This is a genomic window from Phytoactinopolyspora mesophila (assembly GCF_010122465.1).
In the GTDB taxonomy this organism is placed as follows: Bacteria; Actinomycetota; Actinomycetes; order Jiangellales; family Jiangellaceae; genus Phytoactinopolyspora; species Phytoactinopolyspora mesophila.
The window spans coordinates 1-15,461 of sequence record NZ_WLZY01000015.1 but is presented as its reverse complement, the minus strand read 5'-3'; the positions used below and the strand labels follow the sequence as shown (position 1 = coordinate 15,461).

The following is a 15,461-nucleotide window of genomic DNA, read 5'->3' as shown; positions in this document are numbered from 1 at the left end:
GACCCGCCATACAACCACGAAGGTCGTCTGCTGCGCTGATCGCGCGCTCCTCGCCCTGCGCATTTAGTAACTACATGAGCGTGTTGGTCATTCCGCCGCGAGCGCTCTAGTTCGTGTCTGGCATGCCCACGGAAGGCCGGATCTTCGTCGTCAAGCGGAAGGACCATCAACGCGCATGGCGAGGTGAGCGGCTAGCATGGTCATCACCAGTCGGAGTGTACTTTCCATTCCTCGATGAGGCACGCGCGATGACAATCGCACCTGCGAGTTCCGGGCTGGGCTCGGTAGCTGTCACCCTGCATAGTGAGGCCAGGGGAGCGGGCTACTCGCATGGACATCGTCAGACCGGACCAGATTGACGCGCACCAGCGTTTGCACCCGGATCTGCTCGGCTCTGAGGTGTTGGACGGGTGTGGACACGCACGTTAGATGGTCCTGGCTTCGGAGTAGGTCGCTCGCTGACCGCAGTGGTGCTCGGATGAGCCGACGATCGCGCAGTCGGGGCTGCGTCGATGGTCTGCGAAGGCAGCGCCCCTGGCAGGACGCAGACACGGCTAGCAGGAGGGGTGACTCACTTCGGAGCCATGGGATCATAGCGGTGCAGCGAGAGGAGGACACGGTGGCCGATCCGGTGGAGTTCCTGCTGGCCGACCTACGCGAGAAGTACGAGGCGATGCCCGCCGCGCAGGCCTTCGCTCGCCTCTACGACGACCCCGAGTGGGGTCACATGTTCGCAGTCCTCCATAAGCGGTTGAACAAGCACTTCACCGATATCAACGGACGTGCCAAGACCACTCACCATTACTGGGCTGACAACAGCAGGGACTTGCTCGCGCTCATCGACGAGATCGAGATCGACCTGCATACCCTGAAGAGGGCAGGAGTTGAGGTCGAACTGGCCGACTCCTACCAGGATGCGCTGGATCGATGTCGGCCGTGGCTCTCGCCAAGCGGGGGCAGCGCGGTGCCGGAGGACTTTGATCTCATCGACGTCATCGGCTACGAGCAAGTCTTCGTCCACACGGCTAAGAGCGTGAGGCTCAAGAAGCAGGAGGCTGCCGTAGAGCTGAAGATGGTGGGGAGCGGGTCGTACGCCCACGTCTACTCCTACGTCGACCCCGACTACGGCATCAAGTTTGCGGTCAAGCGGGCGAAAAGGGGCCTGGACGAGCGCGATCTGCACCGCTTCAAGCAGGAGTTTGAAGTCCTGAAGAAGCTGAGCTTTCCCTACGTGGTGGAGGTCTACCGCTATGACGAGACCCGAAACGAGTACCGGATGGAGTACTGCGACATAACGCTCCGGGAGCACATCAGCAAGAAGAACGCCACGATGTCCTTCGCGGCTCGCAAGCGCATTGCCTTGCAGTTCCTATACGGGATCAACTATCTCCACCGCCAGGGGTTGTTGCACCGTGACATCAGCCTCCAGAACATACTGCTGAAAGTCTTCGACTCCGGCGCCGTTCTGGTGAAGCTCTCAGACTTTGGGCTAGTGAAGGATCAGGCGAACGAGTTCACCCGGACCCAGACCGAGATGAAGGGAACGATCCGGGACCCGATGCTCGGGAGCTTCAAGGACTACGGAGTCGTGAACGAGATGTACTCGATCGCGCATGTCCTCGCCTACGTCTTCACGGGCAGAGAGTCACTCCCCGCAGCTGACGATACGGTGGGGCAGATCATCCACAGGTGCGCCGTCAACGACCTCGCCCAGCGCTACCAGGATGTCGCCGAGTTGATCGCAGAGGTTGAGCGGCTGGAGGCGCCGCAAAAGCGACGGTCTAGGAGGTCGCACGGGTAGGTCATGCTCGGTGCGGACTGGCCGAGGGTCCCAGCCACGGGTGTGCGAAGCCTCACTCCTTTTCGGTCAACCGGCCCCCCTGACTACCGATCGGATCGGCGAACCTTCAAGCCGGACACCTGCACCCCGAGGCGCTCCGAATGTGGACAGACCCAGGTCGATGCGAGCTTCGAGTAGCCAGTCGCGCTGCCTGATCAGACCGACGCGGCCAGTGACTCAGGCCGCTGGGCATCACTGCAGCGCACCTAGAATGTGTGCCAGACACTGAGGAATACGTTCCATTCCTCGCTGAGGCGCCAGGGTTCGTAACTACACCCCGTCACGAGTAGTTCCCGCCGTGGTCAGTTGGCTGTACTTGACCAGCGCTCGCTCGGCGGTAGATCTGGGCAGACACGTCTTGTCGGCCGTCGGTGCGCCCGTCAGGCGTTGGGCCACTCCTGGAGAGCGCGCATCTCGACCCTGCTCTGGAGGGCCCGCGAAGCCTGATTCGTCCACTCGGTCGCCGCCTCGTTGTTCTCCGCCCCGAGGTTCCAGAAGCCATGAGATATACCTAGGCATCGGTAAGCGGGGGCCGTCGGCGAGGACCGGGTGTCACCGGTGGGGTGTGCTGCACGAGTGGGTGACACCTGATTTGTGGGGTCAGGGTCCCAGGAGTGAGGCGGGTATGACGGCGATGCCGTCGGGTCTGCGGTAGGCGTAGGGTCCGGTGGTGATGATGGCGGTGTCGGCGAGGAGGTCACCGACCTTGGTGTGGAGCCAGTGCAGGTGGGTGACGTCGTTGTCGTCGACGGTGCGGGCGAGTTTGACTTCGAGGGCGACGATGCGTCCGCCGGGGCCGGTGATGATGAAGTCGATTTCGTGGTCGGCGTTGCGGGTGCGTAGGTGGGCGATGTCGGCTTCGACGGTTTGGGCGTAGGTGCGCAGACTCAGCGCGACGAGTGATTCGAAAAGCTGACCGATCATGGCTCGCCCGTGGGGGCGTCGTTGTGGTGTGGTTTCGAGCAGGGTGGCGGCGTCGAGGTTGAGCAGGCGCGCGGCGAGTGCGGGGTCGGCGAGGTGGTGTTTGGGTGCTTGGGCGAGTCGCGCGAACGGGTTATCGACGGGCAGCCATCCGGGGATCGGGTCGAGCAGCCATAGCTGGGTGAGCACGTCGCGGTAGGCGATGGTGGTGGTCTTCGCCGGCTTGTCCGATTCGCCGGGGGCGGCGGCGTCCAGGATGGCGTTGTACGCCGTGGTCGTGGCGGTTGCCGCAGCATAGGCCTGCAGCCACGCTCGAAGTGTGGCGGGTTTGCGGACTTGGTATCCCTGGTCGTGGAAGTCGCGTTCGACGATGCGGGCGAGGTAGCCGTCGAGTTGTGCACGTCTGGCGCGTGGCGGCAGGTGGCGGATGCCGGGGAATCCGGAGCGCAGGATTTCTTCGACGTAGGCGGGCAGGTCCATCGACGCCTCACCCTCGATCTGGGGCCGTGTACCGGCGAGCAGGGCGGTGAGGCTGACGGTTGGGGTGTCGAGGCCGCGTTCGGTCAGGCTCATTGGTCGCATCCGCAGTTGGACGATGCGTCCTGCGCCGGAGTGCACGGGGGTGACGACGGGTGCTGCGCTGCCGGTGAGGATGAATCTGCCGGGTTGTGGGTTCTGATCGACGCTTCGGCGTATGTCGTCCCAGATGGCAGGGTAGCGTTGCCATTCGTCGATAAGGACGGTGCCGGTGGCGCGGTTGATGCGGGCGGGGTCGGCGGCGAGTAGGCGTTGCTGTTCGGCGTCGTCGAGTTCGAACGAGGTGTCTGCGCGGCGTTGTGCAGTAGCGGTCTTGCCGACACCTTTCGGGCCTTCGATCGCCACCGCCGCCAGTGCCGGCAGAAGTTCGTCGAGTTCGGTGTCCAGGAGCCGCCGCTGATACCCAGCCATGGGCCGACACTACCGTTAGCACAGACCTAACGCTACCGTTAGCAGCATTCGTACTGTTCTTTCTGCAGGCTGACGTTCTTGCTTCATCAGACGGCCAACTGCCTGGCGCAACCATTCGGTCAGGCATTCAGGGTGACGTGTCATAGGCGGTCAGGCTCGTCCAGCTCCTAGCGCCGCGATCAATTGTGAAGCCGAGCGGGCCTGGCTCTACAGCCTCGCGGCTGTGGTCGAAGCCAGGGACCTTGAGCCTCGAGCGATGTCGCCGGGGGAGCAGAGCCTGGCGGCGATGTTGGGGGTGTCGATCGGTACGGTGCGCCGGGCCACGGAGGAGCTGCGGCAACGCGGCGTCGTGGTCACGTTGCCGGCCAGTGGGACGTTCGTGACTCGTCGTCCGGGTGGTGATCAGGATGCATGAACTCAGTTGCCCACGCTGGTGCGACTTCTCCGAGCAGCCCAGCCACAGCGGCCTGCACATCGCTCACGTGGGAGAGATCATGCTCGCCCGCAATGCCGCGGTGTTCGCAGTGGCGGTGACCGCCGAAGCCGAAGCCAAGCGGCCGTACTGCGTGTTGACGCTGGCTGCTCGCCAGTTCTCTCCGTACAGCCGCGCCGTGCTGTCCTGGGAGATGGCAGAACGGCTCGGGGGTCTGCTGATCGACGCGAAGCGTCGCTACGCCTAGCCCGGCCGGGCGGACGGTCGGCTGACTCAGGCTGTGGACGTGTGGTTCCCTGGGGTGGATGGCAGAGATCAACGTGACAAAGGCGAACAAAAGTTCGACTATGAATATGTGGACACGCCTCAGACCGTCGCACGGTGCCCGTTCGCGATGTGCCGCTACGTCGTCGCGATCGACCTTGACGACCCGATGCCCGGACTCATCCACCTGCGTCGTCACCTGACCGAGAACGACAAGGCTTACGGACGCGAGTTGATCAGCGCACTGGCACGGGTCCAGTTCGACCCAGTCGCGGTTGAGTTACTGGGTACGCTGCCGCATCCCGGTGTCGGGGCGGTCGACCGAGGAATCGGCGAGCGTGATCATGCCGCCGCGCCCGGGCCGATGACGCTGGATGGGTGGGCGCCAGCGTTGTGCGTATCACTGGCTACTGTGCGCGTTGAGAAGACGGCAACGGGGGAGCCGGTGCGGGCGGTAGCGCGGTGGGACGGGCGGGGCGGTGTCCGGTCTCCGGCTTGTCGTCGGTGCCGGAACCGGTTGAAGTTACTCGACCGCTAGCCCACTGCCGGTTCCGAACGCGCTGCGCCGTCGTCTGGCCGGCGCCCCTGGCGCCTCCGGTGAGGGGAGGCGGTTCGTTACAGGTCGAGGTCGATGGTGATGGCGGCGTGGTCGGAGGCTTGGTGGATGTTGGCGGTCATGTCGGGGTAGGTGTCCCAGGCGGTGGGGCGGGTCTTGCGGGTTCCCCATAGGCCCTTGCGGAACACGGTCCCGCCGGTGAACGCCGGTGTGAGGCTGTGGGAGATGAGGATGTAGTCGAGCCGGTTGCGGATACTGCAGGTGTCGAACGTTCCAGGCCGCTCCCCGGTGGTGAAACCGTCGAGGTCGTAGCAGGACACCAACGGCCCATCGTCGTCGAACAGGGCCTTGAGGCTTTCTGGTGGTTTATCGATAGAGGGTTGGCCCTCGTTGAGGTCGCCCAGCACAATCACATGCTGGCCGTCAGCGACAAGGTCGTCGACGATGTCGCGGACGGCGTCGGCCTGGCGTCGGCGTTTGTCGTCGCCGCCACCGAACTGGGACTTGAAGTGGTTGACCAACACATGCAGAACGGTGCCACCGGGGGTGGTGACCTGGTATTGGGGGCAGTCGCGGCTGAAGATGGTGCCGATGTGGTCTTCGGTGTCGACGTGGGAGCGGATGGTCCCGATGGCGAAGCCGGGTTTGGTCATGATGCCGACGTCGATGCCGCGTTCGTCGTTGCCGTCGACGAGCATCACGTGCCGGTATTGCCGGTTGAGCATGTCGTGGTTGAACCGCACCAGCGACGGGCGGTCTTCGGCTTCGACTACGGCGATGATGTCGGCGTCGACATCATTGATGACGCGGGCGGTCATGCGGGTGCCGATCTCGTCGGTGGGTTCGGTGGCCAGCTCCAGCCAGCCGATCCAATCACCGCGTCCGGTGGCGGTGATCTCGACGTCGTCGGTGGTGTCGCGGGGTTGGCGGTCGAAGTCGCCGCGGTTCTTGCGCAGCCATGCCCAGGCGGGTGTGGGGCTGGGGCGGCGGCGGATCGCGCCGTGGGTGTTGCGGTAGTACACGCCGACCTCGAGCAGGAGTTCGCGCATCCGGTCCCGGTCGGCATCCGAATAGGTGTCGTTGGTGATCAGCGCGTTGAACTCGCCATAGGCCTGCAAGATGGGTTCGCCGGCGGACCAGTCAAGCGGATCAAACGCTTTCGGCCGCGCGAACAGGTTCTCCAGGTTGTACGCCGCCACCGTGACCATTGCCGCCCACCCCACCCGCGCGTTCGCCCGTTATGTCCAGAATAGGCGCGCCCGCTGGATGGTCGGTAACCCTCGAAAACATGGATCATCGGGGACGGTCAGGTTCGCAGGTCGTGCTAGGCGTCACGGGGCATTGCCGTGGTCACGCGCCGGTTGTTACAGGTCCAGCGACGGACGATGCTCACGCGCGTTAGATCGCGGCGGCGGACCGCTTGCGGATGCGTCTGGGTGGAGAATTCCCCGTGCCATTGATCAAACTCGGCAGCAGATATCGAGCCCACCGGTCCGACATGCTCGACGCATTGGGCATCATCGACGTGGGATCTGCGCGCATGTGATTAGCGAACGGTCAAATATCCTCGGCATTGCGGACATCGGCTGCTCGATGTCAACCCTTGCGGTCGCAAACAGAGGATTCAGGCCGATGCAGACGCTCGAAGGCGTCCCCACGCAACAGGGAGTAGTTATTTGTTTCCCTTCGTAGGCGGCCTTAGCGCGTCGTGAGTGCGCTGCAGGGCATCCATGGCCAGATCTACGCGCCCTTGTGCTACGAGCACGAAAAGTGCATCGACGAGGGTTAGTTGCGCGATCCGGCTGGCCATGGCCCCTGACCGGAATGTGGTCTCACGGGCTGCCGTCGTCACAACAATGTCTGCCTTGGTCGCAATGGGAGCTCGCGGGTGGTTCGTGATGGCGACGGTCGTTGCACCGGCTTCGGCCGCGACCTCGAGGTAACGGATCGTGTCACGTGTTGATCCCGTGTGCGAGAGGCCGATTGCAACATCGCCACGGGCAAGCAGGGACGCCGAACTGATCGCCAAGCCCGGGTCTGCGAAGCAGTAGCTCGTCAGCCCGATGCGGTGCAGCTTGAACTGCATGTCCTGCGCCACGAACGAGCTGGCGCCTGCTCCAAAGAGGTCAACGCGGCCAGCCTTACCGATGGCTTTGGCTACGTGCTCGAGTGACCGGATCGAAACTTGGTTGGCCGTCTCAGAAATGGCCTGAGCATCTGCCCCGGTGACTTTGCGGACGACCTGTTCGGTGGTGTCAGTCGGCAGGATCTCGCCGGAGATGTACTCCTCTTCCGAACTCGTGGCAGCAGCAGCGGCCAGGGCCAGTCGGAACTCGGGGTAGCCACCGAAACCGATCGTGCGGCATAGCCGGATAACCGAGGTCTCGGAGGTGTCGCTGCGTCGAGCCAGCTCGGCGATCGTGGACGCTGCGGCGCCAGCAGGGTCGTCAATGGCTGTCTTTGCTACGCGGGCCTCGGACGGCGAAAGGCTCGGGAGCATGCCGCGTAAAGTTGCGAGCACGGTACGGTCGGTTGGGTCGTGCTTGTTAGACGACTTGGGCAACTTCTGGTCCTCTCATGTTGTGCCCGCCCTGTCGACGTCGACACCAGGGAAACCTGCGTCCCTCGCGTTACGCCCGCTCGCCATGCAACTATATTACATGGCTGGACATTGACACGGATCAAAACAACTTGCGGAAGCTGAGGTGCGGCTGACCATGTTCGTCGAACGCGGGATCCAGCCGTCAATCATTGCCACGCATCATCTCAGTGAGGACAAGACCGCGGGTGAGTTAACTGGTCAACTGGCACCGGATACGCGTTTCCCAATCGGCTCGGTTGCCAAGACGCTCGCGGCGCTGCTTGCCGCCCGCCTTCATGTCGACGACGTAGTCGACTGCGACGAACCGTTCGCCGCCGATAACGACGGCCATCGCACCACTCTCCGGGGATTACTGAGCCACACCGCGCAGCTTCCTTTCGAGCTACACCCCGACCATTGGGGACCGAAGTCGCTAAACCGGTCCGACGTCGAGGCTGCATTGCTCGACCCACCGGGTCTAAGGCTGCCGCCTGGCACGTGGCACTACTCGAACCTGGGCTACGCGCTGATGGCGCGCAGGCTGGAGCAGATTACTGGGCAGGACTACATCGCACTCTTGTCCGACCACTTGCTGGAGCCGCTCGACATGGGCAAGACATCGTTCCCCGACCAGCAGACCGAAGGTCCGTGCATCCTCGGTGCAGCTGCTCCTTCTGGCGACCTATGGTCCACACTCCACGACTTGATGGTCTTGGCTCAAGCCATCGGCGGTCATCGTCCTGACGTCGTGAACTGGCGTATGTTGTCGTTGTTGCTGACACCAGCGACCCCAGGCACAGAAGGCGCCGGCCTTGGGTCCGGTATCCGCACAGAACGCGTCGGTCATCACCGAGTGCTCGTGAGCACGGGCACGATCAGCGACCGGACTACGTGCGTCGTGGTGTGGCCGCGCCGGGGTTTCTCTGTCCTCGTCGCCGAGCGTGGTTACAGCCACGCATCGCTGTGGCAAACCGCGGCACAACGGTGGCGCCACCTCGATGTACGAGTACGGACCTGGTGGTGGGATGGCCAAGAGGTGATCGAGCTGCGCCAGGGCGACGCAGTTGAACTCGTTGTCATGGAGACGACGTGGCCGTTCCCAGTATTCGCGGGCCATGCCCACGGCCGAACGCTCATCGGCGTGGACTGGAGTGGAGATCATCTCGAGTTGCTGGAATGGGAAAACGCTCTTGTTGGGCCTCAGATGCGGTTGACGTCCGACGTAGCGGACAGCGCTCATCCTGGCTGACCCGAACTTGACCGTGCGGCCTGTACGCTCGCGAGGCCGTGCGACGTGACATTCGACGCGCGGCCGCTTAGGAATGCACTGTGGCGTGCGCGTAGTGACACGCCACCTTAGCGACGTCGTCGTCGGTCCTCGTCAAGATGGGCAAGTCGATCGTACGGCAGGCCGCACCGATCCCGGCGGTGTCAGCAGCCCCTGACGCGAGCACAGGACAGCGGGGGCTGAATCGGCATCCGCCTGGGATTCGGGTGGCGTCGGGAGCTTCGCCGACGAGCACCTGGGGCTCGCCGACGGGCGAGTTTGGCAGCACCGAGACCAGGGCAGATGTGTAGGGGTGTTGTGGTGCGGTCAGGATCTGCTCAACTGGCCCTTGCTCGACGATTCGCCCGAGGTACATCACCGCGATCCGGTCGGCGATACTCCAAGCCAGGCCGAGGTCGTGTGTGACAACGAGGGCACCTAGCCCGAAGTCATCTCGCAGCCGCATCAGAAGCGCGAGGACCTCACCGCGCACCGATGCATCAAGTGATGCGACTGGCTCGTCGGCGATGATGATCTCCGGATCAAGTACCAGGCAGCCGGCGATCACGACGCGCTGTCTCTGGCCGCCGGACAATTCATGCGGGTAGGAAAGGAGGTAACGCTCGGGAGGGCGCAATCCCACATGCGCAAGTGCCTGCGCGACCCTCTCGTGCTCGTTGTCGTGAAGACCGTGGATCCGGAGCCCTTCGGCGATTGCCTCGTACACGGTGTGGCGCGGGTTGAGCGCGCCGGTTGGATCCTGCAGAACGAGCTGGGCCCGGCGACGAAACTCCCGGAGTTCACGATTCGTGGCTCCCAGCGGTCGGCCGGCCATGGTGACAGTGCCTTTCGTTGGCCGCTCGAGACCGAGAAGAGTACGTGCCAGCGTTGTCTTGCCACAGCCCGACTCGCCCGCAAGCGCCACAATCTCGCCAGGTGCAACATCGATGTCCACTCCGCAGACGGCCTGCGCCGTTCGACCGCCAGGGAGTCCATATTCCACGTGCAAACCGCGCGCGGCCAACAATTGCTCGTTCATGGCGCACACTCCTCTAACTCGGTCACGCGGGTTGGCTCGGTGGCGGGAGCCGGACGAATGGGGTCTCCGGCCTGCGCTACCAGGCAGCTACTGTCGCGCTGGTCGCCTTGGGCATGATTGAGCGTGAGTAGCGGCGGCTCTGTCGTCCTACATGGTTCCACAGCGATCGGACAGCGCGGATGAAATGTGCAACCTGTCGGCAGATCGCTCGGATCTGGTGGATCGCCAGCCAGTCCTCGCGGGCGGCCCCGTGCCTGACGATCACCGACAACCGGGAACGCCGATGCCAACGCTTCGGTGTAGGGGTGCCTGGGGTCAGCGAACACGTCGTGGGCTGCTCCCATCTCGACCACCTTGCCGGCATACATGACTGCTACACGGTCGCAGTTGTCCGACAGCACAGACAGATCGTGGCTGATCATGATCATCCCGACGTTGCGGTCGCGCACCAGCCTCGCCAGCAGCCGAAGCACCTGGGCCTGGACCATGACGTCGAGAGCGGTGGTCGCCTCGTCCGCGATGATCAGCTCTGGATTGCAGGCCAGTGCCATAGCGATCATGACTCGCTGGAGCTGGCCTCCGGAGAGCTCGTGCGGATGGTTCTCGGCCCGCCAGGACGGCAGCCCGACCTGATCCAGCAGCTCCAGCACGCGCCGGTCGGCTTCCCCACCGGACACCTTTTCGTGCAGCAGGATCGGCTCGGCGATCTGCTGTCCGATCCGGTGGGCCGGATTGAGTACGTGCATCGCCCCCTGAAAGACGATCGACGCTCCGGTCCAGCGTACTGCCCGCAGCCGGCCCCACCGCATCGACAACACGTCTTCACCGCGCAGCACAATCTCGCCAGTCAGCTCGGTACTGGGGTGCAGCAGTCGCAGGATCGCCTGAGCGAGGGTCGACTTTCCGCACCCGGATTCTCCAGCTACGCCGATGGTCTGACCCGGTTCAAGGGAGAGGGTCACCCCGCGTACGGCAGGGACGGTGCCGCGCGAGCTGTGGTAGGTGACGTGGAGGTCACGGATTTCGAGCAGGCTCACCGGTCTCACCTTCGTAGCCGCGGGTTGATGGCAACCTCGAGCGCACGGCCGCAGAGATTGAAACACAGTACGACGATCATGATCATGAATCCGGGCGGCAAGATGTACCACCAAGCGCCAGCCGACATTGCCCCCGTGCTCCATGCACGGTTGAGAAGCATGCCCCAGGACAGGTTCTGTGGATCGTACAGACCGAGAAACGCGAGGCCGGACTCGGTGAGGATGGCTGCAGCAACGGTGATGACGGTGCTAGCCAGGACAAGTGGCATCACGTTTGGGAGTACGTGCCGGACCATCTGATGCCAGTGGCCAGCACCCAGCGCCTTTGCCCGTTCGAGGTAGGGTCGGCCTTCCACGGTTCGTGTCTGCGCACGGATGACACGTGCCGTTCCCGCCCACGACGTGACGCCAATCGCGATGATCAGTACCGTCATGCTCCGGCCGAGTACAACGACCAAGATGATGGCGACGACCAATCCTGGTAGAACAAGGAACCACTCCGTGATGCGCATGAGCACCCAGCTCGCTTTGCCCTCAAAGTGGCCAGCGAGAATGCCGATCAAAGTGCCGATGACCATCGCGATCGACGCTGACGCGACTCCGATGATCAAGCTCACCCGTGTTCCCTGTGCGACGAGAAGGAGCACCGACCGACCGAACTCGTCGGTGCCTAGCGGGTAACCGTCACCAGGAGGCGCGAGGCGTCCCCCGGTGGCGTTGGTAACACTCAGCGCCGATGGTTCCGCCAGCAGTGGGTATCCGATGGCGACCAGCGCGATGACGGCCAAACCGACAAGACCGACAACGCCTGAGCGTTGCCTGCGGTAATCGCGCCAGACGGTCCTAGCCGTATTGCGCCATCTGGCTAGCCGGATGGATCTGGACGAGGCGTTTCGCATAGCGCTACTCATGCTTTCCGCGACCTTGGGTCGATGAACCAGTACAGGATGTCCGCTGTCAGGTTGGCGAGGATCGTGGATGCCGAGAACACGATGAACAGGCCCTGAAGCACGGGGAGGTCCGGCACACTGATGGCCTGGAAGAATGTGTAGCCCAAGCCGGGCCAAGTAAATACCGTCTCGGTGAACACGGCACCGTTGATGACGTTGCCGATCGCCATGAACACCAGCGTCGTGGTCGGCAACAGGGCGTTGCGCATCGCGTGCTTGCGGCGAACAACGGCGTCTCGAAGCCCTTTCGCCCGTGCGGTGGTGATGTAGTCGTTGCCCATTTCGTCGAGCATCGAAGCCCGCATGATGAGCAGGTAACCGGCATAGAGCATGGCCGACATCGTCAAGGTCGGCAAGACCATGTGATGGGCGGTGTCAAGGAGCCGGGGCCAGAATTCATTAGGCGTCGTCGCCGAAACCATCCGTCCCGTCGGGAACAGCCGCAGCTCCCGGGCGAAAACGATTATGGCGATCATGCCTACCCAGAACGCTGGCGCGGCATAGAGCAACAACGCGATATTCACGGTGCGCTTGTCGAACTTGCTGCCGTTGCGCCAAGCGGCGATGGCGCCCTGAGAGAACCCCACGGTGACACAGAGCACGAGGGCCGTCCCGCTCAGCAGCACCGTCGGCCAGAGCCGGTCGGCGATGATCTGTGTCACCGGAACCTGGTATTGGATCGACACGCCTAGGTCACCGGAGAGCGTGTTGGTCAGGTACTCCCAGAACTGGACGAGCAGTGGGCGATCTAGACCGAATTCGGAGCGAAGTGCCGCTTCCAACTCCGGGGTCGCGTTCGGCGTGTTCAACATGATCTGCTCGACCGGATCGCGAGGGAGTATCCGGAAGATGAAGAACCCGGTGAACAGTACAGCCACGAGCGACACAACGGCCCCGCTGGCACGGTTCAGTACATACCGGCCGAATCCGGCGGTGGAGCGCCGGCGTTCTGGGCCGGCGTCGCCGGTCGAGTCCTCAGGGGACCCGGCCGGAAGGTAGGTCGCTGCCTCGTTGGCCATTCGTCACTACTCGCGATCGTCGGCCGTCTGGCGCCGTCGAGCCAGCCCGACGCCGGCCACCGCAGCGCCCAACACCACCGCGGCCCCTGCCCCCACGAGGACGCTGGTGCTCAGGCCACCACCGCCTTCGCCAGTCGGTGCGGCCGAATGGTAGGCCCACGGGCCTATCTGACCCATGATCATGCCGCCATCGGTCGGCTGGAATGTGACGTCGGCGATCTTGTCGCTGTTGTACGCCTCCATCACCGTCGGGTACCACAGAAAGATCAACGGTGCGTCCGTATAGAGGATTTCCTGCACCTCAGCCAGAATCTCAGCACGTGCTTCGGGGTCGGTCTCGGCGGCCTGTTGGGCGACCAGGTTGTCGTAATGCTCATTGCAGTAGAACGCGTCGCTGTTGCCGCCTGGCGGCTCTTCTGGGAGCTGGCCACAGGTTTGTCGAATGAGGTTATACGTTGGGTCCGGGTTGATCCCCCAGCCGGTGAACGTGAAGTCGATGTCGCCTGCATAGAACTGATCGTGCACATCCTCAGAAATAACCTGCTCGACACCGACTCCGATCTCGCTGAACCACTCCTCGATGAACAGCGCAGTACTCTCCCGATCGGCGTCGCCGGCGTCAATACCAAATGAGAAGACCAGGGGGTCGCCGTCCGGCGAGACCCGAATGCCGTCGTCGCCCATCGCGTAGCCGGCCTCGTCAAGAATCCGGCTGGCCTCTTCAAGATCGAAATCGACGCGGACGTCGTCATCCGGCTCCCAATAGATCGCACCGAACACACTCGGCACGATGCTGGAAGCGACCTCGCCGAACCCGCCGCGGACTCGATCGATGAGTTCTTGCTTGTCGATGGCGTGGTGCAATGCCTGCCTGACAGCGACGTCACTCAGCGCGGGGTGCCCTTGCCCGAACTCCTGCCCGTCGATCGTGCGCGCACCGGTGTTGAAACGCAACGCAAGCCAGGCTCTGTTGGGAGCGACTACGGTGGTAATGCCTTCCATGCCGTCCAAGCGACGCACTTGCGCCTCGTTGAGGTTCCCGACGATATCGACTTCACCCGCCTCCAACCCAGCCACCGCGGTGTCGGGTTCGGTGTAATACTGAAAGATCAGTTCGTCGAAGCCTGGAGCACCCCGCCAGTAGTTCTCGTTCGCCTCGTAGCGGATGAACTGGTCGGTTTCGTAGGCGACGGCTTGCCAGGGTCCGGATCCAATGATCGGGAAGTCGTCGTTGCCCCAGTCGCTCCAGTTGCCCTCATGCTCTTCCCAGATGTGCTTCGGGACGATCACCTGATCGGACAGCTCAAGCGTGACACTCGGCTCAGTGATTCGGATTTCAACAGTGCGGTCATCGACCGCCTCGACCGATTCAATGAGCTCCACGGTGTCGGCGCTGCGTGCGCTGATGACCTCGTCGTTCAAGATGATGTGATAGGTGTACTCCACGTCGTCAGCGGTTACCGGCTGCTCGTCGTGCCATACCGTTTCGCGGAGGGTGAACGTCCAGGTCAGTCCATCATCGGAAACCTCCCATTCCTCGGCAAGGCCTTCGGTCGCTGTGTAGTCTTCGGCGCTGTGGCGAATCAAGGGCTCATATTGCACCTGACGGAACTGATGCTCGATGAAATAGATCTGCAGGAACGGGTTCCAATTCTCAACGGACTGGTCGGTAGCAACGAACAACCGGTTCTCGGCCGCGTCCCCATCCTCACTCGCCTGGGCCGGCAGCACGAAAAGGGCGGCCGGGACGGTGAGGGCTAGACCTGCCACGCCCCATCGGCTGAGCCTGCGGATACGGTGTCTGGTGATCATGATTGTCAGGTACCTCGCAATTGAGTGAAGTCTGTCGAGGACGGTTGGGGGGTGCTGCACGAGTCCGGTCACGAATCGACCAATTAGCTGAATGGGGCCCAACGGGGACCTAGCATTTAGGTCGGTAAACCGAGGTCGCCGTCTCGATGTGAGTCGCTTCGGACTGGTTCGGTGCGCGACACCAGATTGAGCAAGCGTTGTTACATGTTTCAGGGCAACTATTCGCCACCCGCGCAATGTCATTTACGGAGCACGGCCGGGCGGAGTCGACTCGTTCGTGCGGAATAGACAGTGACATCAACGCGGCGCTGGCTGAAGTCGCTCAGAAGTTGCCGTTGGATTCCCCGCCATAACTGCAGTGCTGCCGTTCCGTCAGCTTCCCCGGCTACGATGCCGGAAACCTGGCTGGCTAAAGTTCTTGCACCAGTCATCATCACCCCTCTCGTCGATCGAGGAGGGCCCGCGATGATCGTCTTCGCGAGTCCCGAAAGCCGTGCCAACGACGGCATCCCCCACGCTCGAAGACGTGTGAGTGCAACCGACGCCACATCTTCGAAAGTAAGCTACATCTCATTGCTGGCGGGCGCAAGATAACAACGTGATCCATCTAACGATCGCACCGCAAGTGCGCGTCAGCGCCAGTCGCCGGAAGTTCGAACGTGAATGTGGCTCTTCACAATCGAGGGTGTAGTTGGCGTCTGAAGCCGCCGGTCTCGAGTAGGGATCGGGCGATGTAGTTGGTGAGGTTGCGGAATCCGAGGGCGGAGCCGCGGAGGTGTTCGAGGCGTCCGTTG

13 protein-coding genes are annotated in these 15,461 nt (G+C 63.0%); 5 read left to right on the top strand and 8 right to left on the bottom strand.

Annotated features, from left to right (window positions below; all coding sequences use genetic code 11):
* Positions 1–619 precede the first annotated feature (619 nt).
* On the top strand, positions 620–1,801 hold the full coding sequence (locus tag F7O44_RS32150; protein ID WP_162453554.1) for a protein kinase domain-containing protein: 1,182 nt from the start codon (positions 620–622) through the stop codon (positions 1,799–1,801).
* Between the two features lie 639 nt (positions 1,802–2,440).
* Here the strand turns inward: F7O44_RS32150 and F7O44_RS27565 are convergent.
* A complete protein-coding gene (locus tag F7O44_RS27565; RefSeq protein WP_162453553.1) occupies positions 2,441–3,709 on the bottom strand; it encodes an ATP-binding protein in 1,269 nt (422 codons plus the stop codon).
* Positions 3,710–3,932: 223 nt separating this feature from the next.
* Here F7O44_RS27565 and F7O44_RS27560 point away from each other — a divergent pair, with 223 nt between their 5' ends.
* The 3 genes from F7O44_RS27560 to F7O44_RS27550 all read left to right on the top strand — a co-directional run bounded on the left by F7O44_RS27560 (position 3,933) and on the right by F7O44_RS27550 (position 4,944).
* Positions 3,933–4,124 (top strand): GntR family transcriptional regulator, encoded by a 192-nt coding sequence (locus tag F7O44_RS27560; RefSeq protein WP_222851765.1) that lies wholly within the window; start codon positions 3,933–3,935, stop codon positions 4,122–4,124.
* The gene (locus F7O44_RS27555; RefSeq protein ID WP_162453552.1) at positions 4,117–4,389 is read left to right on the top strand and encodes a hypothetical protein; all 273 of its coding nucleotides are present in this window, start codon (positions 4,117–4,119) and stop codon (positions 4,387–4,389) included. The genes F7O44_RS27560 and F7O44_RS27555 overlap by 8 nt, the downstream gene beginning before the upstream one ends.
* A gap of 108 nt (positions 4,390–4,497) precedes the next feature.
* A complete protein-coding gene (locus F7O44_RS27550) occupies positions 4,498–4,944 on the top strand; it encodes a hypothetical protein (RefSeq protein WP_162453551.1) in 447 nt (148 codons plus the stop codon).
* 77 nt (positions 4,945–5,021) lie between these two features.
* On the opposite strand, the gene F7O44_RS27545 is transcribed toward F7O44_RS27550, so the two are convergent.
* Positions 5,022–6,170, bottom strand: a complete 1,149-nt coding sequence (locus F7O44_RS27545; protein ID WP_162453550.1) for an endonuclease/exonuclease/phosphatase family protein — start codon at positions 6,168–6,170, stop codon at positions 5,022–5,024.
* A gap of 464 nt (positions 6,171–6,634) precedes the next feature.
* Positions 6,635–7,483, bottom strand: a complete 849-nt coding sequence (locus F7O44_RS27540; protein ID WP_343073934.1) for a MurR/RpiR family transcriptional regulator — start codon at positions 7,481–7,483, stop codon at positions 6,635–6,637.
* Between the two features lie 196 nt (positions 7,484–7,679).
* On the opposite strand from F7O44_RS27540, the gene F7O44_RS27535 reads away from it, so the two are divergent.
* On the top strand, positions 7,680–8,792 hold the full coding sequence (locus F7O44_RS27535; protein WP_162453548.1) for a serine hydrolase domain-containing protein: 1,113 nt from the start codon (positions 7,680–7,682) through the stop codon (positions 8,790–8,792).
* A 67-nt stretch (positions 8,793–8,859) separates the two neighbouring features.
* Here the strand turns inward: F7O44_RS27535 and F7O44_RS27530 are convergent, their stop codons facing one another.
* From F7O44_RS27530 to F7O44_RS27510, 5 genes are read right to left on the bottom strand one after another with little or no spacing between them, the layout of a single operon-like run.
* Complete coding sequence (locus F7O44_RS27530; protein ID WP_162453547.1) at positions 8,860–9,849, bottom strand: ABC transporter ATP-binding protein; 990 nt, start codon at positions 9,847–9,849, stop codon at positions 8,860–8,862.
* Positions 9,846–10,886 (bottom strand): oligopeptide/dipeptide ABC transporter ATP-binding protein, encoded by a 1,041-nt coding sequence (locus tag F7O44_RS27525; RefSeq protein ID WP_174256002.1) that lies wholly within the window; start codon positions 10,884–10,886, stop codon positions 9,846–9,848. The genes F7O44_RS27530 and F7O44_RS27525 overlap by 4 nt, the downstream gene beginning before the upstream one ends.
* Before the next feature lie 5 nt (positions 10,887–10,891).
* A complete protein-coding gene (locus F7O44_RS27520; protein ID WP_162453545.1) occupies positions 10,892–11,797 on the bottom strand; it encodes an ABC transporter permease in 906 nt (301 codons plus the stop codon).
* On the bottom strand, positions 11,794–12,855 hold the full coding sequence (locus tag F7O44_RS27515) for an ABC transporter permease (protein WP_162453544.1): 1,062 nt from the start codon (positions 12,853–12,855) through the stop codon (positions 11,794–11,796). Before F7O44_RS27515 ends, F7O44_RS27520 begins: the two co-directional genes overlap by 4 nt.
* Positions 12,856–12,861: 6 nt before the next feature.
* Positions 12,862–14,667: an ABC transporter substrate-binding protein gene (locus F7O44_RS27510; protein ID WP_162453543.1), complete on the bottom strand. Its 1,806-nt coding sequence runs from the start codon at positions 14,665–14,667 to the stop codon at positions 12,862–12,864.
* Positions 14,668–15,461 lie beyond the last annotated feature (794 nt).

Excerpts from the sequence above, each read along its gene's own strand:
- F7O44_RS27530 (WP_162453547.1), bottom strand. The coding sequence starts at position 9,849 with ATGAACGAGCAATTGTTGGCCGCGCGCGGTTTGCACGTGGAATATGGA.
- F7O44_RS27515 (WP_162453544.1), bottom strand. The coding sequence starts at position 12,855 with ATGGCCAACGAGGCAGCGACCTACCTTCCGGCCGGGTCCCCTGAGGAC.
- F7O44_RS27545 (WP_162453550.1), bottom strand. The coding sequence starts at position 6,170 with ATGGTCACGGTGGCGGCGTACAACCTGGAGAACCTGTTCGCGCGGCCG.
- F7O44_RS27510 (WP_162453543.1), bottom strand. The coding sequence starts at position 14,667 with ATGATCACCAGACACCGTATCCGCAGGCTCAGCCGATGGGGCGTGGCA.
- F7O44_RS27520 (WP_162453545.1), bottom strand. The coding sequence starts at position 11,797 with ATGAGTAGCGCTATGCGAAACGCCTCGTCCAGATCCATCCGGCTAGCC.
- F7O44_RS27535 (WP_162453548.1), top strand. The coding sequence starts at position 7,680 with ATGTTCGTCGAACGCGGGATCCAGCCGTCAATCATTGCCACGCATCAT.
- F7O44_RS27555 (WP_162453552.1), top strand. The coding sequence starts at position 4,117 with ATGCATGAACTCAGTTGCCCACGCTGGTGCGACTTCTCCGAGCAGCCC.
- F7O44_RS27565 (WP_162453553.1), bottom strand. The coding sequence starts at position 3,709 with ATGGCTGGGTATCAGCGGCGGCTCCTGGACACCGAACTCGACGAACTT.